General features: G+C 43.9%; 28 protein-coding genes and 2 tRNA genes. 11 read left to right on the forward strand and 19 right to left on the reverse strand.

Going from position 1 to position 24,269, the window contains the following annotated elements; all coding sequences use genetic code 11:
* Window positions 1–14: 14 nt before the first annotated feature.
* A tRNA-Asn gene (locus ACSU1N_RS03440) sits at window positions 15–116 on the reverse strand.
* A 119-nt stretch (window positions 117–235) separates the two neighbouring features.
* Here ACSU1N_RS03440 and ACSU1N_RS03445 point away from each other — a divergent pair.
* Window positions 236–466, forward strand: coding sequence for a hypothetical protein (locus ACSU1N_RS03445; RefSeq protein WP_440060207.1), 231 nt, complete (start codon window positions 236–238; stop codon window positions 464–466).
* Here the strand turns inward: ACSU1N_RS03445 and ACSU1N_RS03450 are convergent.
* Window positions 453–1,727, reverse strand: coding sequence for an MBL fold metallo-hydrolase (locus tag ACSU1N_RS03450; RefSeq protein WP_440060208.1), 1,275 nt, complete (start codon window positions 1,725–1,727; stop codon window positions 453–455). The genes ACSU1N_RS03445 and ACSU1N_RS03450 overlap by 14 nt on opposite strands.
* An 85-nt stretch (window positions 1,728–1,812) precedes the next feature.
* On the opposite strand from ACSU1N_RS03450, the gene ACSU1N_RS03455 reads away from it, so the two are divergent.
* The 5 genes from ACSU1N_RS03455 to ACSU1N_RS03475 are packed head-to-tail and all read left to right on the forward strand — an operon-like array spanning window position 1,813 to window position 6,033.
* Entirely contained in the window at window positions 1,813–2,226 is a 414-nt protein-coding gene (locus tag ACSU1N_RS03455) for a nascent polypeptide-associated complex protein (protein WP_440060209.1), read from the forward strand.
* A 2-nt stretch (window positions 2,227–2,228) separates the two neighbouring features.
* Window positions 2,229–4,826, forward strand: coding sequence for a DNA-directed DNA polymerase I (locus ACSU1N_RS03460; protein WP_440060210.1), 2,598 nt, complete (start codon window positions 2,229–2,231; stop codon window positions 4,824–4,826).
* A 59-nt stretch (window positions 4,827–4,885) separates the two neighbouring features.
* The gene (locus tag ACSU1N_RS03465) at window positions 4,886–5,173 is read left to right on the forward strand and encodes a 30S ribosomal protein S26e (protein ID WP_440060211.1); all 288 of its coding nucleotides are present in this window, start codon (window positions 4,886–4,888) and stop codon (window positions 5,171–5,173) included.
* 32 nt (window positions 5,174–5,205) lie between these two features.
* Window positions 5,206–5,517 (forward strand): hypothetical protein, encoded by a 312-nt coding sequence (locus tag ACSU1N_RS03470; RefSeq protein ID WP_440060212.1) that lies wholly within the window; start codon window positions 5,206–5,208, stop codon window positions 5,515–5,517.
* 33 nt (window positions 5,518–5,550) lie between these two features.
* Window positions 5,551–6,033, forward strand: a complete 483-nt coding sequence (locus ACSU1N_RS03475) for a protein-lysine N-methyltransferase (protein WP_440060213.1) — start codon at window positions 5,551–5,553, stop codon at window positions 6,031–6,033.
* A 7-nt stretch (window positions 6,034–6,040) separates the two neighbouring features.
* Here ACSU1N_RS03475 and ACSU1N_RS03480 read toward each other — a convergent pair whose 3' ends face one another.
* Complete coding sequence (locus ACSU1N_RS03480) at window positions 6,041–6,799, reverse strand: tRNA (adenine-N1)-methyltransferase (protein WP_440060214.1); 759 nt, start codon at window positions 6,797–6,799, stop codon at window positions 6,041–6,043.
* Window positions 6,800–6,935: 136 nt separating this feature from the next.
* On the opposite strand from ACSU1N_RS03480, the gene ACSU1N_RS03485 reads away from it, so the two are divergent.
* On the forward strand, window positions 6,936–7,370 hold the full coding sequence (locus ACSU1N_RS03485; RefSeq protein WP_440060215.1) for a DNA-binding protein: 435 nt from the start codon (window positions 6,936–6,938) through the stop codon (window positions 7,368–7,370).
* Between the two features lie 25 nt (window positions 7,371–7,395).
* Here ACSU1N_RS03485 and ACSU1N_RS03490 read toward each other — a convergent pair whose 3' ends face one another.
* Together ACSU1N_RS03490 and ACSU1N_RS03495 are read right to left on the reverse strand one after the other, a co-directional pair.
* Entirely contained in the window at window positions 7,396–7,554 is a 159-nt protein-coding gene (locus tag ACSU1N_RS03490; RefSeq protein WP_440060271.1) for a ribbon-helix-helix domain-containing protein, read from the reverse strand.
* Window positions 7,555–7,640: 86 nt separating this feature from the next.
* Complete coding sequence (locus tag ACSU1N_RS03495; protein WP_440060216.1) at window positions 7,641–9,086, reverse strand: glycosyltransferase family 39 protein; 1,446 nt, start codon at window positions 9,084–9,086, stop codon at window positions 7,641–7,643.
* Between the two features lie 78 nt (window positions 9,087–9,164).
* On the opposite strand from ACSU1N_RS03495, the gene ACSU1N_RS03500 reads away from it, so the two are divergent.
* The 4 genes from ACSU1N_RS03500 to ACSU1N_RS03515 all read left to right on the forward strand — a co-directional run bounded on the left by ACSU1N_RS03500 (window position 9,165) and on the right by ACSU1N_RS03515 (window position 13,070).
* On the forward strand, window positions 9,165–10,406 hold the full coding sequence (locus tag ACSU1N_RS03500) for a hypothetical protein (protein ID WP_440060217.1): 1,242 nt from the start codon (window positions 9,165–9,167) through the stop codon (window positions 10,404–10,406).
* Window positions 10,407–10,468: 62 nt separating this feature from the next.
* Window positions 10,469–10,552: transfer RNA gene (locus ACSU1N_RS03505), tRNA-Ser, on the forward strand.
* A gap of 149 nt (window positions 10,553–10,701) precedes the next feature.
* Complete coding sequence (locus tag ACSU1N_RS03510; protein ID WP_440060272.1) at window positions 10,702–11,688, forward strand: NAD(P)H-dependent amine dehydrogenase family protein; 987 nt, start codon at window positions 10,702–10,704, stop codon at window positions 11,686–11,688.
* An 11-nt stretch (window positions 11,689–11,699) separates the two neighbouring features.
* Window positions 11,700–13,070 (forward strand): aspartate aminotransferase family protein, encoded by a 1,371-nt coding sequence (locus tag ACSU1N_RS03515; RefSeq protein WP_440060218.1) that lies wholly within the window; start codon window positions 11,700–11,702, stop codon window positions 13,068–13,070.
* Window positions 13,071–13,209: 139 nt separating this feature from the next.
* Here ACSU1N_RS03515 and ACSU1N_RS03520 read toward each other — a convergent pair whose 3' ends face one another.
* The 14 genes from ACSU1N_RS03520 to ACSU1N_RS03585 all read right to left on the reverse strand — a co-directional run bounded on the left by ACSU1N_RS03520 (window position 13,210) and on the right by ACSU1N_RS03585 (window position 24,263).
* Entirely contained in the window at window positions 13,210–13,845 is a 636-nt protein-coding gene (locus tag ACSU1N_RS03520; protein ID WP_440060219.1) for a hypothetical protein, read from the reverse strand.
* The gene (locus ACSU1N_RS03525; RefSeq protein ID WP_440060220.1) at window positions 13,806–13,994 is read right to left on the reverse strand and encodes a hypothetical protein; all 189 of its coding nucleotides are present in this window, start codon (window positions 13,992–13,994) and stop codon (window positions 13,806–13,808) included. Before ACSU1N_RS03525 ends, ACSU1N_RS03520 begins: the two co-directional genes overlap by 40 nt.
* Before the next feature lie 359 nt (window positions 13,995–14,353).
* Window positions 14,354–15,121, reverse strand: coding sequence for a hypothetical protein (locus tag ACSU1N_RS03530; protein ID WP_440060221.1), 768 nt, complete (start codon window positions 15,119–15,121; stop codon window positions 14,354–14,356).
* Window positions 15,122–15,134: 13 nt separating this feature from the next.
* The gene (locus ACSU1N_RS03535) at window positions 15,135–15,764 is read right to left on the reverse strand and encodes a hypothetical protein (RefSeq protein ID WP_440060222.1); all 630 of its coding nucleotides are present in this window, start codon (window positions 15,762–15,764) and stop codon (window positions 15,135–15,137) included.
* A 168-nt stretch (window positions 15,765–15,932) separates the two neighbouring features.
* Window positions 15,933–16,940, reverse strand: a complete 1,008-nt coding sequence (locus tag ACSU1N_RS03540) for a molybdopterin-binding protein (protein WP_440060223.1) — start codon at window positions 16,938–16,940, stop codon at window positions 15,933–15,935.
* Window positions 16,941–17,036: 96 nt separating this feature from the next.
* Window positions 17,037–17,306, reverse strand: a complete 270-nt coding sequence (locus ACSU1N_RS03545; RefSeq protein WP_440060273.1) for an ATP cone domain-containing protein — start codon at window positions 17,304–17,306, stop codon at window positions 17,037–17,039.
* A gap of 105 nt (window positions 17,307–17,411) precedes the next feature.
* Complete coding sequence (locus ACSU1N_RS03550) at window positions 17,412–17,951, reverse strand: DUF1616 domain-containing protein (RefSeq protein ID WP_440060224.1); 540 nt, start codon at window positions 17,949–17,951, stop codon at window positions 17,412–17,414.
* Entirely contained in the window at window positions 17,948–18,430 is a 483-nt protein-coding gene (locus ACSU1N_RS03555; RefSeq protein WP_440060225.1) for a DUF1616 domain-containing protein, read from the reverse strand. Before ACSU1N_RS03555 ends, ACSU1N_RS03550 begins: the two co-directional genes overlap by 4 nt.
* Window positions 18,431–18,441: 11 nt before the next feature.
* Window positions 18,442–20,133, reverse strand: a complete 1,692-nt coding sequence (locus ACSU1N_RS03560) for a DUF58 domain-containing protein (protein WP_440060226.1) — start codon at window positions 20,131–20,133, stop codon at window positions 18,442–18,444.
* Window positions 20,114–20,959 carry a DUF4350 domain-containing protein gene (locus tag ACSU1N_RS03565; RefSeq protein WP_440060227.1) on the reverse strand — a complete coding sequence of 282 codons (846 nt, stop codon included), beginning with the start codon at window positions 20,957–20,959 and terminating at the stop codon, window positions 20,114–20,116. Before ACSU1N_RS03565 ends, ACSU1N_RS03560 begins: the two co-directional genes overlap by 20 nt.
* Window positions 20,949–22,700: a hypothetical protein gene (locus tag ACSU1N_RS03570; protein ID WP_440060228.1), complete on the reverse strand. Its 1,752-nt coding sequence runs from the start codon at window positions 22,698–22,700 to the stop codon at window positions 20,949–20,951. The genes ACSU1N_RS03565 and ACSU1N_RS03570 overlap by 11 nt, the downstream gene beginning before the upstream one ends.
* Window positions 22,697–22,948, reverse strand: coding sequence for a hypothetical protein (locus ACSU1N_RS03575; RefSeq protein WP_440060229.1), 252 nt, complete (start codon window positions 22,946–22,948; stop codon window positions 22,697–22,699). The genes ACSU1N_RS03570 and ACSU1N_RS03575 overlap by 4 nt, the downstream gene beginning before the upstream one ends.
* Complete coding sequence (locus ACSU1N_RS03580; RefSeq protein ID WP_440060230.1) at window positions 22,945–23,613, reverse strand: hypothetical protein; 669 nt, start codon at window positions 23,611–23,613, stop codon at window positions 22,945–22,947. Before ACSU1N_RS03580 ends, ACSU1N_RS03575 begins: the two co-directional genes overlap by 4 nt.
* Window positions 23,610–24,263 (reverse strand): hypothetical protein, encoded by a 654-nt coding sequence (locus tag ACSU1N_RS03585; RefSeq protein ID WP_440060231.1) that lies wholly within the window; start codon window positions 24,261–24,263, stop codon window positions 23,610–23,612. Before ACSU1N_RS03585 ends, ACSU1N_RS03580 begins: the two co-directional genes overlap by 4 nt.
* Window positions 24,264–24,269: the final 6 nt, after the last annotated feature.

Below are 24,269 nucleotides of genomic sequence, written 5' to 3' on the forward strand. Positions count from 1 at the left end.
CTAAATCAGGCTAACGCCGGGGCGGGGACTCGAACCCCGGACCACCGGGTTTCCACCAGGCTATGGCTGTAGCAAGGTTAACAGCCCGGCGCTCTACCAGGCTGAGCTACCCCGGCCTATATTTTTAATAATAGACGGGCGGGTTTTATACTTAACCAACGATCGAAGGAACTCTATTATTAGTTTTACCTAAGAGTCCCGGATTCAAACCGGTTCTGTATAGCAGGGTCTTGGAATGAGGACTAGGATGAAAATCCAGGTAGATGTAATAGATTTATATAGGGATATGATTTCGTCAGGTAGGAGGTTTGTAAGCGTAAGGGATGTTTCGAGAAAGCTATGTACAAACGCTTTATCTGCCAGCCGTGTATTAGCCAGGCTTGAAGAAATGGGCTATGCTAGGAAGTGGTCTAGAGGAATATATATCCTAGTAGATGCGGAAACCCTAGTAGCTAATCAATATTGACTACGTCGCTATTCGATGGTATTATAATGTTTATATCGTTTCCGAGTAAATCTCTTATGGCTTTGCCAAGGCTTGTAGCAGACTCGCTATCACCATGGATTATAACTATATTCCGGAGGCTTTGCGAATACATCTTGGCTATCTCTATAAGACCGTCTCTACCGGCATGGCTCGAGAAATCGAACCATTCTACTCTGGCTTTCACAAATGGTATCTCGGTATCGTCGATACCTCCTTTCTCGAGGAGTAGATGGCCCGGGCTATTCGGGGCTTGGTAGCTTACGAGTAGGACAGCGTTTTTCGGATTATCGTAGAGTTTCTTCAAGTACCATAGGCTAGGGCCTCCTTTAAGCATTCCTGCCGTAGCGATAATAATACTCGGTTCTTTCAAAGCCTTCTTTCTCTCCCTAACCCCTCTTACGAATATAGCTCTCTCGACAGCTCTCTTGTATACGCTAGGGTCTCTCAGGTACTTCTGGTACCTAAGGTATATACCGCACACTTCCCTAGCCATTCCATCAACGTATATATCGGCGTAGGGGAGTTCGTTAGCCAGTATTGTGAGAACCTCCTGGCTCCTCCCGACGCTGAAAGCAGGTATCAAGACCGTGCCGCCGCTTGACAATACTTCTTCTACGACAGATATGAATCTCTTCTCAACCTTATACCTCGGAGGGTGGTTCCTGGAACCGTATGTCGATTCTATTATAAGAGTATCTATTCTAACAGGCCATAGCTCGGCCCCGCTTAGAGTCCATGTTTGAATATTGTTGATATCCCCTGTATACAATAATTTATGGCCTGAGGGTGTTTCAATAAATATCGAGGAGCTGCCGAGTATGTGTCCGGCATTCATAAACACTATCTTATAACCATCGATATCTACCTCTTTCCCGTAATCGGTGAAAATAGCCTGTTCACTCATCTTAACAAACTCGCTATACTCGTAATCTACAAGCGTTGAATTCAGTTTGAGAAAATCCTGTATCAGCAGGTTAGAGATTTCTAGAGTAGGTTTTGTCAGTATGATCCTAGGTTTACCAGTAATGTACATTAGAGGAGCTGCCCCGATATGGTCTAGGTGTGCGTGGGATACCGCTATAAAATCTAATTCCGAAGGTCTTACATGCAGAGGTAGTTGCGGCCTATCTTTCTCGTCGAAATTAACACCGTAATCTAGTAGAAATTTACCTTTGTCTTCAAATAGTAGTGCGACCCTACCTACTTCCCTTCCTCCACCAAGTACTTTCATTAACGGCATTGCAGACCATCAATCACCTTCGTGAAAAGCTCTCCTACTTAAATAAGTTGAATACTTTATAAAATTTAGGGACACTGGTGTTTACATGATACCGGGTTTTAGCCCACGTGAATTAAAGAGAGCTTTGAAGAGGCTTGGTTTAGATGTAGTTGAATTAGATAATGTTACTAGAGTAGAGGTTTATATGCGGGATAAAAAGATTGTAGTAGAGAATCCTGCTGTACTAATGATTAAATCCAAAGACCAGAGTATTCTACAAGTCACTGGTGTATTTAGAGAAGAAGGGCTTGAATTAGCTAGGGAGGATAAAGAATCTGAAAAAACAGGTGTCTCCCAGAGGGCTGTTCGGGAAGAAGCTATTAAGATAAGTGATGAAGATATAGAATTCGTCGCGTCCCAGACTGGTGTTTCAAAAGACGAGGCTAAGAGAATACTGATCGAGACCAGGGGCGATATCGCCGAGGCTATTCTCAGGCTGAGGGAGAAGAAGGGTGTTTGAAAATGAAATATAGTAAGATAGGGGACGTTTACACACTCGACTATGATAGGGTTGTAAACTCGGTAGAGGAACCACTATATCTTCTAGGAGTAGAATATGACGGCGACATCGGTAAAGCATTATTAATAATGCTTTCAAACGACGGCTCTAGAATATTGAAACTCCCTGATCCCACAGACCACAGACCCTATTTTTTAACAGACGAACCCGTGGATGAAGTGCTTAGTAAGAAGGAGTTAACAGAGGATCCTAGATTCGAGAGAGTAGAAGAAGTCGTAAAAATTAACCCGCTGACCATGGCTAGGCAGAAGTTAACAAAGATTGTCACAAAAGATCCTTTAGCCGTTAAGAAATTCAGGGCTTTATTCAAGAACGTGTGGGAGGCGAAGATCAAATACCATAACAATTACATATACGATAACATGCTTGTACCCGGTATGAGAGTCAAAGTCTCGGTATCTAATGGTGCTCGAACCCTTATTACATTGAGACCGGCTATTGACAAACGGGTCATAGAATTAGCTCAGAGAATGTTTGAGAATATGGATAGCGAGACGTATCAGACAGCGATGAATTTTCTCGACTACTTCGAGGAAATGCCCCCGCTTCCTAAAAGACTAGCTTTAGATATCGAGGTCTATACACCAGCCAAAGGCAAAGTACCCTCTCCGAGACACGCAGACCTACCTGTTATATCGATTTCTTTCAAGGGAAGCGACGGCTTAAAGAAGGTCTTGCTACTAGCTAGGGAGGTGAGTTTCGGAGAACCAACAGAAGACTATCCATCGGATGCGGAGGTAGAAATATTCGACAGCGAGATCGATATGATCCTGGAAGCGTATAGAATAATATCGCAGTATCCTGTTGTTATTACTTTCAACGGTGATAATTTCGACCTATACTATCTTTACACGAGGAGTTTAAAGCTTGGTATAGGTAGACACAGGATCCCGATAAAGATCATCAAGTCGGAGGAGGGATCTAAAGAGGTTATTGCAAAACTGGAAACATCTATTCATATCGACCTTTACAAGTTTTTCTCTAATAATGCTATAAAGAACTATGCTTTCGGGGGCAAATACCAGGAGGAGAATCTAGACGCTATATCTACGGCACTACTAGGAATATCTAAGATCTCTTTCGAAGGTAATTTAGGCGAGAAGCCTCTTTCAGTACTGATAGCTTACAACTATAGGGATGCCGATATCACTCTCCAACTCACGCAGTTCGGTAACGAAATGGTTTGGAAGCTAATGGTTTTAATGGCAAGGATTTCGAGGACTAATATCGAAGATATCTGCAGGAGGAGGATTTCAAACTGGATCCAGAACCTAGTCTTCTGGGAATCGAGGAGGAGGAATTACCTGATTGTGAACAAAGAGGATATTCAGAAGATATCTAAAGGTACATATTCTAAAGCAACTATTGAAGGAAAGAAATATGCTGGAGCACTCGTAATAGAGCCTCCTGTAGGAGTCTTCTTTAACATAGTAGTCCTAGATATAGCATCGCTGTACCCGAGCATTATAAAGAAATACAATTTAAGTTTTGAAACAGTCGACGTAGACTGGTGTAAGAATAAGGTCTGGATCGAGGATGAGACCGGGAGGAAAATCCATAGCGTGTGTATTGACAAACCCGGTTTAATGTCTATTATAGTAGGTATTCTCAGAGACTTCAGAGTGAATATCTATAAGAAGAGAGCTAAAGACAAAAGCCTGCAACCCGAGATGCTAGCATGGTACGATATCGTCCAGCGTGCTATAAAAGTGTTTATCAACGCTAGCTACGGTGTATTCGGAGACGAGGCTTTTCCGCTGTACTCGCCGGCAATGGCTGAAAGCGTTACAGCGCTGGGTAGGAGGTCTTTCTTCAATATCCTTAGCAAAGCTTCAGAATTAGGAGTTAAAATACTGTACGGAGATACAGACTCAATATTCTTATGGAACCCTACCCAAGAACAGCTGGCTAAATTACAGGAGTGGGTCAGCACTAATCTAGGCTTGGAAATAGAACTAGACAAGGTTTTCACATACATAGTATTCACCGGTTTAAAGAAGAACTATCTGGGAAGATCTTCGGATGGAAGCATTGAAATCAAGGGTTTGATCGCTAAGAAGAAGAATACGCCGGACTTCCTCAAGAACTTCTTCGAAGAAATAGTAGAGAGGATGAGGGTTATTACATCCCCTGGGGAACTAAAGGATTTCGAAGAATGGTTGAAAACAGAGATCAAGCAGAAGTATATGGATTTAAAGAGAAGAGAGATAACGCTTGATCAATTAGTTATCAGAACGGGTTTGACAAAGAAAATTGAAGAATACAAGAAGAACACGCCTCCACATGTGAAAGCAGCTATACAGCTCAGGAATTACGGTATCCACGTAGGCGAGAACGATATTATTGCCTATGTGAAAGTTAAATCAAGAGACGGTGTTAAACCCATTCAATTGGCTAGGCTGTCCGAAATAGACCCTGATAAGTACATAGAGAATATTAGGAGTGGCCTAGAACAATTGCTCGAGGCAATCGGTTTAGACTGGGATGGGATTATCAGTAATAAAGTAACCGATCTCCTATTATTAAGTAAGCAGGAGTGAGGATAAAAAGGTATAAATGCTATCAATACGATAGTTCAACAGCTAGAAGGTGTTTTGAGATGCCAAAGAAGAGAGAAAGTAGGGGACGCCGGAAAGGCGATAAAGGGAAAGTTGAGTTAATACAATGCGATAACTGCGGCAGACTTGTCCCAGCCGATAAAGCAATCTGTGTAACAAGGATGTACAGCCCTGTCTCGCCACAATTAGCCGAGGAGTTAGAGAAGAAAGGCGCTATAATAATGAAGTATCCTGTGAGAAAATGCTACTGCATATCATGTGCTATCCACTATGGTATAATTAAGGTAAGACCTGAAGAAGAGAGGAAAGCCAAGGGACTGGCTATCTAGGGTTGTAAGGTAGGATCACAGGTGGTTTGCTTATGGCTTCTGTGAGAAAAATAGTTCTCGTCTCAGCCGAGCACCACCCCTATCACAAGCTATGGGTTAAGCTAGCTGACAGAATCTCCAAGGAGCTGAACGTCCCCCTAGATGTTAGGATCGAGGATTACGTCTACATAAACGAGTACGGTGATAAAGACGAATTCGGCATGGCCTGGCTCCCCCAAATCCTAGCCGAGTACGATGACGGAAGTGTTAGAGTTCTTTTATCGCAACTACCCTTGAATACAGCTCTCCAGCCTGATGAGGATAAAGCATTAGAGATAATGAAGAATAAAGCTTTAGGAGCCTAGTAGTATAAGTTTTTTAGTAGCCTGGGGGTTTTCATGTATTATTATGTTCCATACGTTCCTACTCCTTACCCTGTTGTAAGAGAAATGCTTAAACTAGCTGGGGTAGGACCTGACGATATCGTATACGACCTCGGGTGTGGGGACGGTAGGATACTGATTATATCTGTTAAAGAATTTAATGCTAAGAAAGCTGTTGGGATCGAGAAAGACCCAGAGAGGCTGAAAGAGGCTAGAAAAAACGTTATCAACAACGGATTGGCCGATAGAATTGTTTTAATCAACGACGACTTCTTTAACACAGATATTAGCGAAGCAACTGTAGTGACCATGTTCCTTCTCACATCTGTAAACGAGGCTTTAAAGCCTAAGCTCGAGAAAGAGCTTAGAGACGGGACCAGGATTGTAAGCCACGAGTTCAGGATACCTGGGTGGAATCCTGCTAAAGTAGTCGATGTTAAAGACGATAACGGCTTAACTCATACAATATACCTTTATATTAAAGGAAAACACTATTAGTAATGTTTCAGATTTTTCTACCAAAAATCACATACCCTGTATGCCCTATCATCCTAGTCACAGGTCTAACAGCACCTTCGGAAACCAAGTATTCTCTAAGCAGTATTTCGAAAACATGTATATCGATAAACATCTTCCTCATCTCGAGTACGGTTTTCTCAACCTGGTTTACCGTCGGCGTGAAAGCTATGAGAGGCGATGATGGTTTCAAAGCATCGTGTACTGGTCTTAGAGCATTCCATGGGTCTGGGATGTCGAGAATGGCTGCATCAAAACCTGTCTCGTCCACTCCTTCCCTTATATCCTTCTTTACGAATACAACTCTTGTATCCAAGCCTAGTTTAGCAAGGTTCTCTCTAGCCCTACTTAGCTTTTCTTCATCTATTTCAACAGCATAGACCTTACCGTTCTCTCCTACCATGTATGCTAAAGCGGCTGTTACATGTCCTGTGCCTACGCCGCCCTCTAGCACTTTGCAACCCGGGTGTAGACCTGCTAGGAATACGATAAAACCCAGGTCTTTCGGGTAAATTACTTGCGTTACTCTCTTCATTGCTGGGAGGAAGTCTATAGGGAGCGGTTTAAGCAAGAAGGCTTTGCCACCTCTCGATGTAGGAACAGTGCTGCCTATTTCTTTACCAATAATATCATCGTGTTTTATCAACCCTTTATCAGTCCCTAGGATCCCCCCTGTCTTCAATTTCTGCACAAACTTCCTACGCGGGTCGATATATATTAGAACAGTATCTCCTTCTTTTAGAGGCATCTGGGGACCACCGCTCAGTACTGGTGTCACACATCATCTTCGTCAGAAATACCAGCTGTCTTCATCTACTATTGTTTTAAACATAAATCCGGGTTTAAACGGTTATCTCTTGTATAACGTATTCGGGTAGACGCTGTTGGAAACGTACTTGATCAGCATATTACCGGTCTATGCCCACAGGATATTTGCCGGTGTTAAGAGAATAGAGCTTAGGAGGTATAATGGGATTCTGCCCAGGGAGGGGAGCGTTTTCATTGTTTATGCGAGCGGGAACGTTAGAGCGATTATCGGTGAGTTTATTGCTGGAAGGGTTTTCCTGGGCAGGCCTGATGAAATAGCGAAAATAGCCCTCAAGGAGGGGACGGGCGTTTCGAGAAGCGATCTCAGGTATATCAGAGGCTCTAGGCAGGCTATTGGTATAGAAATTAAGCAGGCAAGATTATACAAAAGGCCTGTGAGCCTCGATGAATTGAGGGCTATATTCCCGGATTTCCAACCGCCTCTAAGCTTCAGGGTTCTAGATGAAAGAGAACCCCTCTATGTCCTGGTTTTGAAGAAGTTGAGGGAGTAGTATTCCCGGTAAAAATAGGATATTGTTATCTAAAATCCCTATCTTTAACCCACAGCTCTTTCTTCAACAAATCCCTGATAGCAACTCTAATTACCTCGCTCCTACTGCTATATCTTCCTATTTTCACAAGCTCGTCAATCCCTTCTATGTATATCTCGGGCATTTTAACAGTTACCAGTCTCATTCTAGCTACAGTATTAGCCAACCAATCCCACCAACCAAGAATGCCTATGGTAAGATTTATAAACCCTTAGCCAATTTTCCCAGTATTCATTCGACGAGTAGTAGTATTCTTACAATTTTTTCTATGTAAAACCAAAGGTTCTTCCATAGCGTAAAAGCCTCTAATACAGCACGACGGTCTATTGAAGCTACTATAGATACGACTGCTAGATATACTAGTGGGGCGAATTGTATACTATAGAAGCTATACTGTGTCCTACCCCCTATGAGCCAGAGCATTATGTATCCTGCTAGGACCCCTAGCATCCAGCAGGACGAGATCGTGAAGCTCTTAACCCTTTTCAGGTAGACCGGTAGGAAGATAATTGTGGCTACGAGGGAGAAAGACCATATAGGCCAGAACCCGGATGCTACAACAGCCTCCCCGCCGGGGAAGTAGTATAGTGTGAAAGAATTGACTCCAGCGAACCAGTCCCATGGCGCTGAGCTCGTAGGGCACGCGTTCCCAACGCATTTAACCTGTGTATGCCAGGCTATAGCACCTGTAATCGCCTGCCTAAACCAGTTGGTGAAGCCGAAGTAGGTTATTAGAGGAATGCTCGCAATTATCTGTGTGATGAGAAAGAGCAGTCCCGCAACTATATAGAACCCTATGAGGAATAGTATGAAATCCACTAGGCTGAATCCCGTCTTAAACTTTTCTCTAGCATACATTACCGAGACAGGGATTAGTGCGAATAGAGCATTGAATTTGAAGAGGGATCCTAGTAGTATAAATAGGATTGCTAGACGGTATCTCCTCTCCAGGGATAGATATAGTGATATTATTGTGAAAAGACCAACGTATATATCGAGTAATGCGATAGACGAAAGGTTTCTAACAATAGGGTCTACTGCCACCAGGGCTGCTGCTACCAAGCCGGCTATATAATTACTTCCGACAAGTTTCTTCCCTGCTTTATATGTGAAGAAGACTAGTAGAACTCCGGCTGTAACTGTTCCAAGCCTCCAGTAGAATGGGTAGTCTCCTACCAGAACCATTAATAGCCCGATAATATACTTGCCTAATGGGGGATGCTCGAGGTTGAAGTAAGAATCTATCCCTGAAGCATCAGGCATCATCCATCCCGGTATGGTTTTCGTAATATTAATGTATTTCCCGATGCGGCTCAGGAAATCTTCTAGCGAGGTCCTGTTATCTGAAAAAGCATAGAAACCGTTTAGTCTACTATAGTCGAATCTCAGGCTAACATTGTAGTATCTAGCTAGTTCTTCTACAAGGCTTCTATCTAGAACCCCCTGGTAGATAATCGTATAGCCGTAGTTATATACCTCTCTCGGCTGGAGGTGGAAGATATTTAGTATAATATTCCTCGCCGAGGCAACATACCATACCTCGTCGGAGACGTATCCCTTACCATTATACCTCAACTCGTTCTGTGTTAACGCGTAGTCCCAGTACAGGAATAGTGCCAGGGATAATCCAAGGATTATTAGAAGCAGCGAGATTTCTAAAATCTTCTCTTTTCCCAAAGGACCAGCACCTGGCATGGTTAATTTATTTAACGATGGATAAATAAATAAAGTACGCTAACGGGAGGTATCAAGCTATTGAAAAAGAGGATAGTAGCAGTAATAGTCGCGCTACTTGTAGGTGTAGTATCCACTATACTGCATATGCCCGCCCTTGTGTCATCAGCATTATTTGGCAGACCGCTGGTCGCAACCCCTTTGTACGACGATTTCTACCAGTCTATTTACAATGGGCTATACGTCTCGTCGTGTAGCGGAGGAGAGAACTGGGTTAATAGCCTTGCTATGAGAGATGTCTGCCAGGGGAGGCCTGTATTTCCAATCCCTTATGTCGACTACAGGCTTAACCAGCCCCCTTCGTACCTTCTACTAGCGAGCTCTCTCATATACGTGTTAAACAAAGCCGGCTATAAGCCGGTAGACCCCCGGGGAGGAGTATTATTCTATGTCCTCGAATCGATTATACAGATAGTCTTCCTAGCGGTTTCAAGCCTATTTTACGATAAGCTCCTAGAGAGGCTTGGGTCAAACTTTGCTAGGAGGGCTATGGCTTTCTTATTCCCATCTTTCCTAGCCTACTCGGTTTACTCGATGGATACTATAACATTGTTCTTCCTAGTCCTATCCCTGTATCTGCTAGAATCGGGTAGGGTTTCAATAGCTGTATTAGCGTTATCCATCGGCTCCTCCTTTAACATAATACTTCTTGCGCCACTAGGATTCATACTCTACCAGGATCTGATCGGCAGGGTCAGCGTGAAAACCTATTACGTGTTAATAGGCTTAATACCATACATATTGTCTGCGGCAGTATCCCCGGGCAGTATCCTAAACTATTTCATGAACCTGATCGATAATAGCCAGAATAATGGGTTGAGCGTTATAGTAACCTATTTCGCGGGCAGGGCCGGCTACGGCTTCTGGGTAGGGTTCTACCTCGTAGTCCTATATATCCTTCTGAGGCTGAGCGAGGGCTCGTGCGGAGAGGGCTTGCTACATTGTTTCATGCTATTCACCGTTTTCTCTATAATTCTAAACCCTTCTCTACCACCGCAATCAATACTACTCGTACTGCCACTACTATATATCCTGGTAAGCGACCAGGTCCTGTTGATCCAGCTGTACGCAGCGGACTTTTTTAACTCGATAATCATGGCGCTATGGTTCAACGACTCGCTGTTAAGATACTACCTCAACGTGTACGCTGGTATAAATGTACCCGTATACGACAACCCGTGGACTCTCGAATCCCCTGTCCAGTGGGTTGTACAAGCTAGGAATATCATTCTACTTGCTCTCTCACTAAAGCTACTTGGCTAGGAAAGAAGAGGTTACCACGGTTAAAACTTAATAAATCGGGAATTGATAGAACATAAATGCCTGCCGGGGTCGCCTAGCCTGGTAGGGCGCCGGCCTGCTAAGCCGGTGGGGGTTTCCCCGCGCGGGTTCAAATCCCGCCCCCGGCGCTAAAAATAACGCTGCCGCAGGCTGTTTGGCTTTCTACAAAGATCTGTATTGTTCTACGCAGCTTCGTATCTAAGATTGTCGAGAATTATTAGATCCAAGCACTTGAGTAGAAATTAATATTTTGCGACCAGATATTATGTATCGCACGGTGAATCTATTGAAGGTTGGAATATATGGATTTGGGTCTATTGGAAGACTCCTCGCTAAAACAGTTATTAGGAGAGGTCATGAAGTAGTCTCGGTTGTAGATATAGACGAAAGAATCCTAGGCAAAGATATTGGAGAATTGATCGGGTCTGGGAAAACCGGGGTAGTTGTTACTAGGGATGTTAAAAGTCTCGCAGAAGCCGACGTAGTATTGCATGCAACAGGCTCGTATCTTAATAAAGTATATTCTCAAATAGCCAGCGTTATCCAAATGGGTGTAAACGTTGTTTCAACATGCGAAACTCTCGCATATCCCTATTACAGGTACCCGGTTTTAGCTAGGAAATTAGATGAGATTGCCGAACAATACGGAGTCGTAGTCATAGGAACTGGGATAAACCCAGGTTTCCTACTTGATACACTGGTTGCTACAATCTCTTCAACTGTACCTGTAATTAAGAAAATTAAAGCCGTAAGGAGCCTAGACGCGGCTAAGAGGAGAGAACCCTTTAGAAAGAAAATAGGTGTAGGAGAAGATCCTCGAGTAGTTAGAGAGAAACTTGCTAGAGGAGAGCTCACCGGACACGTAGGCTATACTGAATCTGTATATTTAATAGCTTATGCTGGAGACCTTGAATTAACTCGCGTAATCGAACACCAAGAGCCGCTTCCAGCCGAGGAGACAATAGAATCAGCCGGCGTTAGAGTGGAAAAAGGTTTAAACAAAGGTATTGTGGGATATGCGGCTGGCTACGTTGGAGACAGAGAAGTTATTAGAGTAGAGTTTAAAGCATACGTCGGCGCCCCTGAATATGATGAAATAGTAGTCGAAGGTGAAGACTACACTATTTCCTGGAGGAGCAGTGGCACCCCAGGGGATACGGGTACGGCATCGATAGTAGTAAGTGTTGCCGAGAAGGTTCCATATCTACCGCCAGGGCTTCGATTAATGACCGAGCTCTTACCGTTTAAAATAAGTTTTGGATAAGGGGTTTTCGATTGCGTTTCGCAAATAATCCAAAAATCGAAGAGAAAATAAAAGTTGTTTATGAAGAGTATGAACGCTATTATACAGAGAAAACAAAAGGTAGTAAAGATCTATATGAAAGAGCCTTAAGGTTGTTTCCAGCAGGCGTTACGTATTCCATTAGATTTTTCCACCCATATCCTTTGTATATTGTAAAAGCCATGAGTACACGAATATGGGATGTTGACGGAAATGAATACATTGACTTTTGGATGGGTCATGGGGTTCACCTACTTGGACATTTACACAGAGTTGTAGTCGACGCGGTTAAAGAAGTACTAGAACGTGGAACCCACTTAGGTTTCGAACACCCTTACGTAGTCGAATACGCCGAGTTGCTTACAAAAATTGTACCGGGGTTAGAGAGTATAAGATTTACTAATAGTGGGACAGAAGCAAATATGTATGCTGTTAGATTAGCTAGAGCTTACACCGGCAGGAAATACATTGTCAAAATAGAAGGCGGATGGCATGGAGCAGTTGATTCCTTGCTCTACATGGTGAGAAGATTTAATGGAACACCGGAGTCGGCAGGACTTCTCGAAGATTACATCAAGTATACCATAGTAGTACCCTTCAACGATGTTGAAATTCTCGAAAAAATACTTAAAGAATACGAAGTAGCGGCTGTAATATTAGAGCCCGTAATGGGCGCAGCTGGTTGCATAGAGCCTGATAAGGGGTATTTAAAAGAAGTTAGAAGATTAGTAGATGAAAAAAGCTCTTTGCTAATATTCGATGAAGTAATAACAGGGTTTAGATTAGCACCTGGGGGCGCGCAAGAGTACTATGGAGTAAAAGCGGATATAGTCATATATGGTAAAGCACTCGGTGGAGGCGTTGGTAGCGTAGGAGCAATTGGTGGTAGATCAGATATAATGGAGTTATTAAACCACATTAAAAAGAAACCGAGAGAACTAGTTTTTCATGGGGGGACATTTGCAGCTAACCCAGTGGTGACCTCCGCCGGCTATGCGATGGTTAAATATTTAGCTGAGCACAAAGAACTCTATGAAAAATCGAATAACATATGGAGTTGGTTTAGAAGAAAAGTAGAAGAAAAGTGCTCAGAATACTCTATAGACTGCTGGGCTACAGGCGAGGGGTCTTTAACCGGCATACATTTCACCAAGAAAAAACCACGAAACGCCCGTCAAGCCGAAGAATACCGTTGGAGTACATTAATTGAGAGAGCATTGCATTTATATAGTAGAGTCCACGGACTACTCTACATATCAGAAACCAAACCACACTTCCTACCCTCACTAATACACAGTAGAGAAGAAGTCGAGAAACTGCTAGAAGTATTTGAAAACTTTCTCTCTATTATAAGCGCTAACTAAACCGTTTTTAACAAAACGGGGAGACGATATTAAACAATAATCTTCATTAAATTCGAAACAGCTTGTCAAGCTTTTCGATATCAAACTACATCAAGTCCTGTGAAGTTCCTAATGTCAGCGAATACTCTAGCATTATTATCTATGGTGTTTGGATACTTTTGAGGAGCTCTAGGTAGTCTTCGACATTGTTTTCTCTAGCTCTTGTACTTAGATACCCATGGTCTATTCTATCTCTCCATATAGCATAGAGCCAGTACGCCTTGTCCCTGTCTTCTGTAGACCCCCAGTATTTCCAGCCGGCGAGATACGTCACTATAAGCTCTTCCACAGGGTCTAAATATACATAGAGGCCATCTATCTCTACCTTGGTTGGCATGACTTTCCTCGTGTAAACCGTCGATACAATATCTATGGATTTCAGTTGCATGATCTCGTATGTTGGCAAATACCCTCTGCCAATCCTCTCGGAAAACCTCTCTAGAAACCGTTCTAATACCTTCCCCGCCACGTCCCCTTCGACAATTATGTCTACATCCATCGTCCTATATATCCTCCCAGTGTATATCTCTACAGCAAACCCACCGGTTACAACTATTCTTCCAATACTAGTCTGTTCAAAGGTTTTGTTTAGCCACGCTATGAAGTACAAATACCTCTTGCTCTCGTCATGGATTTCAACGAGCTTTGGCAAGATCTTCTCTAGAAACTCTCTATAGAGGTCCTCAACAACCCCATCTATGTCTTTACCGCTATTATTCTTTTGAATCCCTGCCACTCTACCACCTCGAGATAGAGAGGGACAAGCTCTCTACCTATTTTTGCTTGCTTGGCTAAATCCTCGAGGTTCCTCCTCGATACTCTATACCTGCCCCTGCTAACGTAAGATGATTTAAATACCTCTCTAAACCTGTCAGCGGAATACATCGATTAAAACCCCCTGAACCATGTAGGGGTCGCATGTAATTGGTAGAATATCCCCGCCTATCTTCACCCTTACTATTGCATGCTCCGGCATATTTATAATTAGTAATTCCCTTATTCTGTAGCATCTTGTTTGAAGCTATAACTATATAAGTTTGCCGCAACACCTCTCTCAGTATCTGCTAATAGAGCGAGAGATCTGTGGAGAGGGCTTTGCTTAGGAAGTCCTACTATACATAGTACTTGGCGGTGGAAAAACCGTTAAACCCTATATTACATACCAGGTCAAGCCCGTTTAACCCGGAGAAAAACGATTGCCATGGATCTGCTTGAAAACAATTTTGGATGCGTGGGGAAAAATACTATAGTTTATATACATCTATAGGAAACAGTTTGACGGAGAAGGATATGCTTGCCTTATCTCCTGTATTCAGTTCTGTCTCAAAAGTGTGGGAGATTATCATTGGCAGAGAGCCGCCGGGTTTATCTGGGTCGAGGAAGCCTATCGAGGATGGCGCGACAGTGAATAGTACGTTGTTTAACTTAGACTCATCGTAACCGCTCGGCACATTCAATATATGCTTGGCAGCAGCAACACCGTAAGGTGGATCAGATGTATCGTACCATTCGTAGTATATGTGGTTCGACTCTGTGATAGGAGTTGAGTAGGAGACAGAGACTATGGGTGCACTACCCGATTGAGCGCCGGTACCCCACGCGATCTGGTATGTTATATTCGAAGCAGAGCTGGCGTTCTTCGGCTGCCAGTCGTCTAGTACTTGCCCAGGCCACATAGTAGTTTTCCAGTCAGTTTTCGATATGAACGTCTTCGGGTAGTGGTTGATTGTAGAGCACGAGGTCAACGAGCAACACGTGGTCTGATAGCCTTTAGCAGAGTGCTCGATGTGGACTAGGAAGCCGTGGTATACTTTACCGTTTAACGTAGCGTTCGCATAGAAGTAGTCTACTTTAACAGCCATATACCCTGTTGTCTCTCCACAAACGGCTCCTGTGAAATTAGTTGTGATCCAACCTATGTAGCCTATGAAATTAAAGCCTTGAATACCAGTTATAGTAGTAGAGCCGAAGATCGCGTTTAAACCCCTTTCTTTCACATAGCTGCTTTCCACAAACCCAGCCCATTTAATCGCGAGCAGGAGTGTCTGCTCGAAGTTCTTGAGGTCTTCTACGACAATAAGCCCGGTAGGGTTGAAGGTGAAGGCTAGTGCTTTTAGCTCTGAAAATTTCTTGCTTTACCGTAAGTGCCCGGAGCTTGTCGTTGGATTCGGGACTCTCCAACGGTATTAGAGGCATGAGCCCCCTGTACCCGTAGTATTTAAGCATCACATCGCTTGCTACCTCAGCGAGCCCCTCGTCGCTGTAGGGGTTTAGAACGAATACTAATAGCTTAGGCGTGCTAGACGTTGCCTCGATAAGCACATTTAACCCCCTGAGAGGGTCTTGTGCAAGGTCTGTGACGTTTACTATAATGACCCCGGGTTGGGTCAGCCTTGGGAGAGCGCCTAGGTCAGATACCGAAACCGTTAACCCAAGGCTCTCGAGGCTAGAAGTATTCAGGTAGCTGGCTGCGCTGGGCGAGACAAACACTTTGATTCCGAAACCACGAACTAGTGCGGCAGTACTCTCGTATAATACGTCTGGGAGAGAGATCTTAGCATTACAGGAGGGTTTATACGCTGAGGGTAGTACGATAAGCAGTGTAGCAACCACTAGTATCAGCGCGACAGCTAATGCTATACGCGTTTTTAACATAGAATTCACACTCTTCTATTATTACTTTTTTTTTGCAACTATCCTCTTTTTAAATCTAGTTTTCAAAGAGGTTCTAAATACTTGGAAACAACTCGCTCTGCAATATAATTTTCTAGGGTGCACAGGTTTATGCCATGGTTTTCCGTAGTTGTTAGCATTAGTCCCGGGCTACCTGATTTTTCTCAGGAAGTAGTCGGAGAGGCCGCCGTTACCGAGTCTTACCAGGTACTCTCTCGGTATTCTTGTATTACTCGACACCCATGGCAGGATGATGTCTAGGAAGTTGAATTCCTGGAAGTATATGATCCCGCTCGAAACCCCTATTATAGGCTTATCGTTCTTGTAGGCTACCATGCTCATCGTAGTCGGCTTCATAGGGATACCGTATTTAACTACTTCGTCAGCAACCATCCTTATAGCGATATGGGTTCTATCAGTAGGGTCTACACTCATACCGCCTACAGCAACGACAGCGTCGGATTCGGATAGCAGGCTCTCGATCTTCTCCTTTATCTCTACTTCGTTGTCTCTAGCGTATTCAACCCTACCAGGCCTACAACCGTATTCGGAAAGCTTCTTCTTGACGATCGAGCTCGCTACATCTTTCTTCAACCCTTCGACGATCTCGGAGCCGACTATTAGAATGCCTACAACAGGGTTTACACTAGGCTTCAATTCTAAGACCGGGGCGTATTGTTTAGCTTTCGAGACTATTTCGTGGAGAACATTCTCTGGGATACTCAAAGGTATCACATCTACTATCCCGACTATACTCCCCGCACGCACATAGCTACCACTCCTCCTGGTAATCACAGCGTAGACATCAGTGGAATTGATTAGATCGAGCCCTTCAGAATTCACAAGTAGGAGCCCTTCTCCTAAAGCTCTAATAGCTACTTTGCCTTCATCCATTGCCTCTACGGTAAGGGGCCCTGCTATAATGCTCTCAGCGAGTATACGGGCTGCATCGGTCTCGAGTACTTCACCGGGTATTCCGGCTTCGCCCTCGTCTATGATGTAAACATAGTAGTGTCCGTTAGCCTTCAATAATTCAACGTCTTCCTCAGAGACGAACTCACCCCTCTTTTTTAAAGCACCCTTCCTATCCGGTGTGACAATAGTATAGTCTACTGCAAGCCTCTTGCCAACAGCTTCCTCTACTCTAACGAGTTTCATTAGAGGCACCTTGTCCCCTGGATGTTAATGGGTTGATTAATATTCTATTCTGTTTTCAGAATAGACATGTTTAATAGGTTGATTAACATAAAAAATCTAGAATTCGGGCTTCCTCCTCTTAACAGCCTTATCGAAGATAATCCAGTTCCTATACCACTCCTCGTTCTCTTTCTTCAGGAGTTCTAAGACCATTTTCATCAGGTCTTTGCTAGTTATCTCGGAGACGTTCTGCTCTAAGAGCTTTGCTTCAACTATCTTAGCGATTTTCCTCGCTACGTCGACAGGAGCACCGGTTTTAATAATGCTGACAACGATTTTCTCAGGTATAAATTCTTCTTTGCTCCCGTCTCTTTTTATTACGAATATCGTGGCCGTAGACTACACCTAATAGAAATATTGTTTTTGAAAAATAATATGTTTTTCCACTACTTACAGAATCTTTGCACCATGGTCTATAGAACCTGTTTCTAATCAAATACTTCTCTTAACCAATTGTTCCTCGATAACACGCACGTACCTACGGTATAAACCTATCGTCGCTAGTACCAGTATGAATACTACCAAGGATAGGATTACAGGGCCTAATCTTATACCGAAAGGAGTATAGTTTAGTACGAGCCCTATAAGAGGTACTACCGCGAGGCTTAAACCGATAGATAGAGCTAGCTCTTCCAGAGGGCTTAGCTCGTTGCCAGTGTAGAGTGCGTTAACTAGGGAGTAGCCTGGGAGGAAGAGTACGAATATAGAGCCTAGCACGTACCTAAAACCTGTAAGGTAAGGTATGTTGTCCGAAAGGTATACTGCCAGCAGGGTCAGGGCGGATAAACCGATAATAGTCCAGTACCATAGCGAGTAATCGAGCCTGAGAATATAGTCTGGGAATGTACGCGGCGGGTCCGGGTCTACTAGTACAAGTCTCCCATCTACCCAATCCCTGTAGAGTTTTACAATATCGTCTAACCCCATGCCCTTGCTTGAAACATATTCTTCGAGGCTAGGGCTATTGCTCATAAGGTTACACCAGTGACGTTAAGCCTTAGGAAATTGTATTCCCCGGTGTAAACCCAGGTTTTATTATCCGGCGAGAACAGGTAGAGCTCTAATACGAGCGTCTGGTTGATCCTCGGGTAATCGAATACTACACTGAACGGTATTGTAGCGTTCTCATCGTTCCCTAGCATTACATAGAGTCTTCTAACAGGCGTGGTATTCAAGGGAGTTGTATTCGTAGGGATATCCCCGTCTCCGATTTTAACATCTACCCTGAAGAGCGCAGTATAGCCTAGGTGGTTGTATACGAAGGCGTTGAGATTAACCACGCTCCCTACTGCAACATTCCTGGGGTAGTCTCCTATCAACCCTTTCTCGTTTAAAAGCCCTATCGCGGTAAAAGGCTCTGTATTCCTCGGGATGCTTACAGCTATCCCTATTGCAGACGCTATTACAACTATTGCTAATATGACTGCGAAAACTTCTTCGTCAAGCCTCATCTAAAACACCTCTACCCTCTCGCCACAAGGTCTGCAACCCTTTTATGGACAGGGTGGCCTCTGGCCTCGATATACTGCTTCATGAAATCGTATTTAAGCATTGTAGGCGACCCGTTAATCACCACGTACGGAATCTTCTCGTGTAAACCCATGTTCCTGAGCTCATCGTATACTCTCTGGCATTCCGCAATATTAACATCCCTGAAGAAAGCTATCAACCGGGATCCGTCTCCCCCGTATAATCTATCGGCTACTGGAATATACTCGTTCCGGAGAGGCTTATAGTCCCAGCCTAGCTTAATATCCTCGCTCCTCATTATAGCTAGTAGACTAGCCAAGACTTCGACCGGCCTCCCTACCACGAAGTATTCTCTCGAACCAGGTGTTACCAGGTAAAGATATGAATCGCCAGTATTCTCAGCCATGTATATGAGTATATTTATAGTAGCGGATACCAGCTTATCTAGTTCTTCATAGCTTGAAGCCAGCCAGTCTGCGATGATAAAAACCTCTCCGCTCTCCCCGGATCCTCCGCTACCGCTACCCGAATACTCCTTAATCACCAGCTTCCCCCTGCTAGCACTCTTCTTCCAATGGATATTCCTGACAGGGTCCCCGGGGAAGTAGTCTCTACTACCCTTGTAGTCCCCATAGAGTAGGGTTCTAGCGATCTGGCGTATAATAGCGTAGATGTAGTAGGCCGGCATCCACCCGTAGATATGCTCGAAGCCGGGACCCGCAGACCCTTCTATATCAGACCCGCCTATACTGTTCTCTTCTACCGTGTGGTATAATCCTCCGGTTCCAGTACTAGCACTAGTACCATACACTCCTCCACCAGTAGCCGAGAGATACCCTGTTAGAGCCCTGCCTCGTTCCCCATATCCAATTCCAGTACTGCTAGAAGAGTCCTGCCTCCCCCTAATCATTATTACCGGGGACGGTATCTCCCTGAGTAGTCTCCGGAGCACTGACTCGGCCTTAGCAACTAGGAGCTGGTAGGCTGGAACAGTTTTAAACCTGGGCCTATACTCGGGCGTAGTGTAACAAGCGAATTTATCCTCATCGCATAACCTGACTCTCACGTTAACATTACGTATACCGATATGATGGGTTCTAATAGTATAACTATATTCGTAGACTCCTTGGGAGAACCCTGTGGCTACTGGAATATTATCTATAAAGACCTCGTACCAAAACCTCCCCCTAGCCTGGGCTCTAATATGCAATCTAACATTATCGCCTAATCTGGCTACCTCAGGCTCTAAACCTATCTCTATCCGTGTTCTAGCGAGGCTTGAAACAATAGCCCCGTATCTGGTGAGCGAGAACCCTAGTAGTGATAGTAACGGTATTAGACTAGTAGGTAGAATTATGTATAGGGGCGTGAACACGAAAGCGTAGACTAATGTTTTCTCGAATCCTGTCAGTCTCTCGGAGGGGTGTGTTTTAACCATGAGGGCGCTTAAAGCCGGGAGCAGTATCTTGACGAGTAAGCTCGCAGGGTTAATATTTTGGGGTATTAGGCTTACGGCGAAATTAGAATAGCAGGTGAACCTGCTGTAGAATATTGAGAAGGCAAGGATGGCGAGCCCCGCTAACCCCCCTACAATATTCCTGTCGATTAATAATATTGATTCTACGGCGATAACCTGTAGTATTAGACTCAGGATGTAGAAGATTCTATCTGTTTTTACCGACAATAGCTACACCGATCACCATTAGTGTAACCACAAGCAGTGTTAGCACTATACTACTCTCTCTAACTAATTGAATCCTTAAATACTCTACAGGGTTTTTACCAGCTAGTGTTTGGTCAATTAACAGTATGCTTCTATCGCTTGTTATTCCATGAATAATGAAATCTCTATTGTAATCGAATAGTTCGTTCACGAAAGGATTCGAAGAAGCTAGGAATAGTATTGTACCGTTCAAATACCTTATCCTCACCCCTACGCAGAAACTATCAACTGTCTCGTTCAGGTCGTAGTAACCGTTATCGTTTAAATCTATGTATGAGAATGGTGAGGAGTATACTACACATTCCCCACTACTACCCCATGTAGTCAACGGGTGTGCGTCTTTTAAGACGATACTGAGATTGAGCGTAGTGTAAAAAACTACGGGTTCAAACCTGTTGTTTAGCTTCGAAACCTCGTCTAGCAGCAAATGGTTTGAATACTCGATAGACACGTTTAAATACTCGAGTAATCGTATCGAAGCCGGGCCAAGCGATGTTATTACTAAACCCCCTTTACCTATAAAATCCGATATGTAGGATAATTCTCTAGGGCTAATATCGTGGTCTGGTACGAGGATTAACACCGTTTTAGACTGTTCTACGCTAGATAATTTACTATAGTCTAATACTATTACTGGTCTAAACGTATTGTAGAGCGTGCTCAAACCCTCGGGGCCGTTGTTAGCTATAGAATACGGCTCTGGCGAGGGAGTTAATACGATTACGCTTAAAGCTACTAGCGAGGCTAGTATGATAGATGAGCTGATTACCAAGTACTCATACCTCAATACTCCTAACCTCTCTAGCTAATTCCTCGGCTTCCTCCCTACTAGGCTTATGTCTAGAGTACAGCTCTCTCTCGACTAGGGTTAATAGTTTAAACAATAGGGTTTTAACAATGGCTGGAAGACTTATAGTATTCAAATGTTCTCTCAGCGTCTCATACGGGCTGGGCTCTCTTACACCTAGTTCCTCTAGTAGCCTATAGTATAATCCTGCTACAGGAAGGTGCTTGCTTAATACGCTAACTATTGCAGCAGGACCCGTCCTACCAGGAACCCTGCTCTTTAAAGCCGGGATAAGAGGCTTCTTTAACATCAGGTAGAACTCCCGCTCGTAACCACTTATAACAGGTATGATGCCAACAGCTACAAGGCCTAGTATTGTAACTGTAAGGGGGTTAACGTATAAGACTTCAACTCTTAATACAGCTGGTTGATACCTTGAATCATTAATTGGCTCGAAGACCAGGGTGGCTCTAACCCTATCGAATAAGCCAATCCCCCCTTTCAGGTAGATCACTTGGGACCGGTTCAGGTCTACTACTATAGTGGCACTGCCTTCAACTACTCTCACGCTACTGACGAGACTAGAGTTCTCTACTACTACCGGTATCATATTCGAGAAACTAATAAACACCTGGGGCGCCCTAATAGAAACCGGTAGGACAGGGTTTTCCACGATTGCTGGAAGGCTGATTGTAGCCCCTATGAATCTCTCTCCGGGAGACGTTCTAACAATTATATTGTGCAAGCCAGGTGTAGTATTAGGAGGTATTTGGAGCACTATTAGATTCGACCCATTTATTAGGCTCCCTGTGTAGACCTCTAGACTATCAAGTAATATGCTGGCATTACACTGCTCTCTAACAGTTAGATTGAGGACGATAGAATCTCCAGGTTTCAGGAACTTGGGTGAGGAAGCTTGTAGAATGTTTTCTTCTAGGACGAGGTTGATAAACCCGTATATTGTAGAGTTCACGGGCTCGAGGGTTTTCAGTACTACTAGTAGGCTGTGTACCCCCCTGCCCAGGTAGTATAGTTCGTAAGCAGGCGGCATGTTAAGGTCTAAGCGTTGCTCCAGCCCTGTTAGGTTAAAGCTTATAGTAGCTATCGGGACTAGGCCGGGTAGGGCTAGTACAGTTATTAGACCACGGTACATGCCCGGTTTCGAAGCATATACTCTAATAGATAGGTTCTCGCCGGGGTAAATGGTTTTATTGTCAACTGTAAACTCTACTATTTTAGTCTCTGGGGAAGAAGCGGCTATTTCTTCAGCAATCCTTTCCAAGTACCCGGCTAGGTTGCTTCCGGCAATTCTAATCTTAGACGCTAGCGTGTCGGCAACGCTTTTATCCACGCTACACGCTACAAGCGTAGAAACATATGCCCCTAGATCTGCTTGCAGCCTATTACCTAAATCTTCTACCCTAGCTATAGCCACCGGGTCTGCTGCCGACAGGTATTGGGTAAAATTATAATAGATGCTAATATATTCGGCTAGGTCGGTTACCAGGTTTCTATGCAACCCCTCAATCTGAGGGGGTAGGGAGGCATTAGAGTAGATCTCTAGAATAGTGTAAGCTATGGTATTGTTTGAAGCAATATACGTCAATACTTTATATAGTGAAGCTAGTAGAGCCTGGCAGTCGACTTGTTGCAGACTGGTCTGTGAGGCGTTTGCATAGTAGCCTGTGGTAGTAGATATAATCATAATTGTGAGCACTATAGTTGCTACTAGGGTCTTCATGCGTATAAAACCTCGTATACCCTCTTCGCTACTAGGATCGTGAAAACACCGATCATAATAGCATTAAGAAGCATATAATAACTCCTCTTGGAGTAAGCCGGTCTAGTTACTGCTGTAGAAATATAGAAAGATAGAATATTTAGAACAACGTACACATCCCACCTATCCTCGCCTAGAGCAGTAAGCCATATATTAGATAGGGATGATAGAATAGTATATAGCAGGATAAATAGATCCGTCTTCTTCATACAGGTACCTCGTTCAAGACTATTTCGACATTACTACCCACAATACTGATATCGCTGAGCCGCACCGGTCTACCCCTTATTCTACCGACTGCGACGAGGCATGCTACAACAAGAGGGTTTAAAGGATACGATAATAGCTCTCTAGTCTCAGATGGCACGTTGACGAATACCAGCCTAAGAGAACCCTCTTCTTCAACCAGGTGGACGTTATCGCATAGTCCTCTCTCGGAACACAAAGCCTCTTTAAGCTCGCTTTCATCCGCTATGGCTTCATGGTTTACAAGCATGTTTCTCACCGGTAGAGCCAGGTAGGGGGCGTCTGAATACCCTACGCCGGGCCTAACCCTCCCCGAGGGAGTACCTTTGAAGAATACAATGAACTCGCCCCCATCAGGATTCCTGACATACACCGGTTTAACCCTCAGAGAATCAGCATCCTCTAGGATCGCGGCGAGAGCTATTGAAGCAGTCTCCGAGTACTCTCTTAGGGATAGGGTAATGCCTTCGCTTGTCCCAAGCGAGGTGAAGACTATTACGATTCCGACTACTAGGATTGAGGAGGATATCCCTATTATAGGCCCGGAGTTGTTGAGAAACCCGTATATTAGTAGTAGTAGTGATACAGCTATGATATTTAATCCAGCGATCAAATTCCTAACTATCATAATAAACCACCGTAGCGGTAGATTAACGGCTTGAGAATAATATCGGTAGCTAGGAGGGCTTCCGACATCTTCTTTCTACGGGGTGTGGGAAAAATCTTTAGCATATATACTATGTACGAATAAGAGTAGAATAGGATACTAGCGCCTGGTGCGAATCCAGAATATATGATGATATAGAGTAGAGTTGCCAGGATTAAAGAACCCGTGTCGGGTTCTCTAATGTAGGCTACGGCTAGTATAGTGTCTATAATAGGTACCAGGGCTAGGCTCAGGGGGTTCGTTAAGTCCAGCCATACACCTAGTATTACCGAGGCAAGGACTAATATCGGGATATGTGTCTTATACAGTCCTGAAAGCACCTCGTTCTCGATATTTAGAGCTAATAGTACTATCAGTATGAATAGATCCGTTACGTCGAGGATCCACGGGTAGACTAGACCGATTGAAGCGAGCACTTTTAAAAACATAGGGGTAAATGCTACGAAAACTATTGCGTTAAATACTCTGGAGGCTCTACCATAAGTGAATACGTATAGGTTAATGGAAAGAACTATAGATGCTAGGAGGTAAACTAGGCCTAGGATGCCAGGGTATAATTCTATTACAACCCCGGCTGAGGCCATAATCGCTAATACTATGGATTCTATCATAGAGCA

Origin of the sequence: Thermogladius sp. 4427co (assembly GCF_051933805.1) — an archaeon.
GTDB lineage: Archaea > Thermoproteota > Thermoprotei_A > Sulfolobales > Desulfurococcaceae > Thermogladius.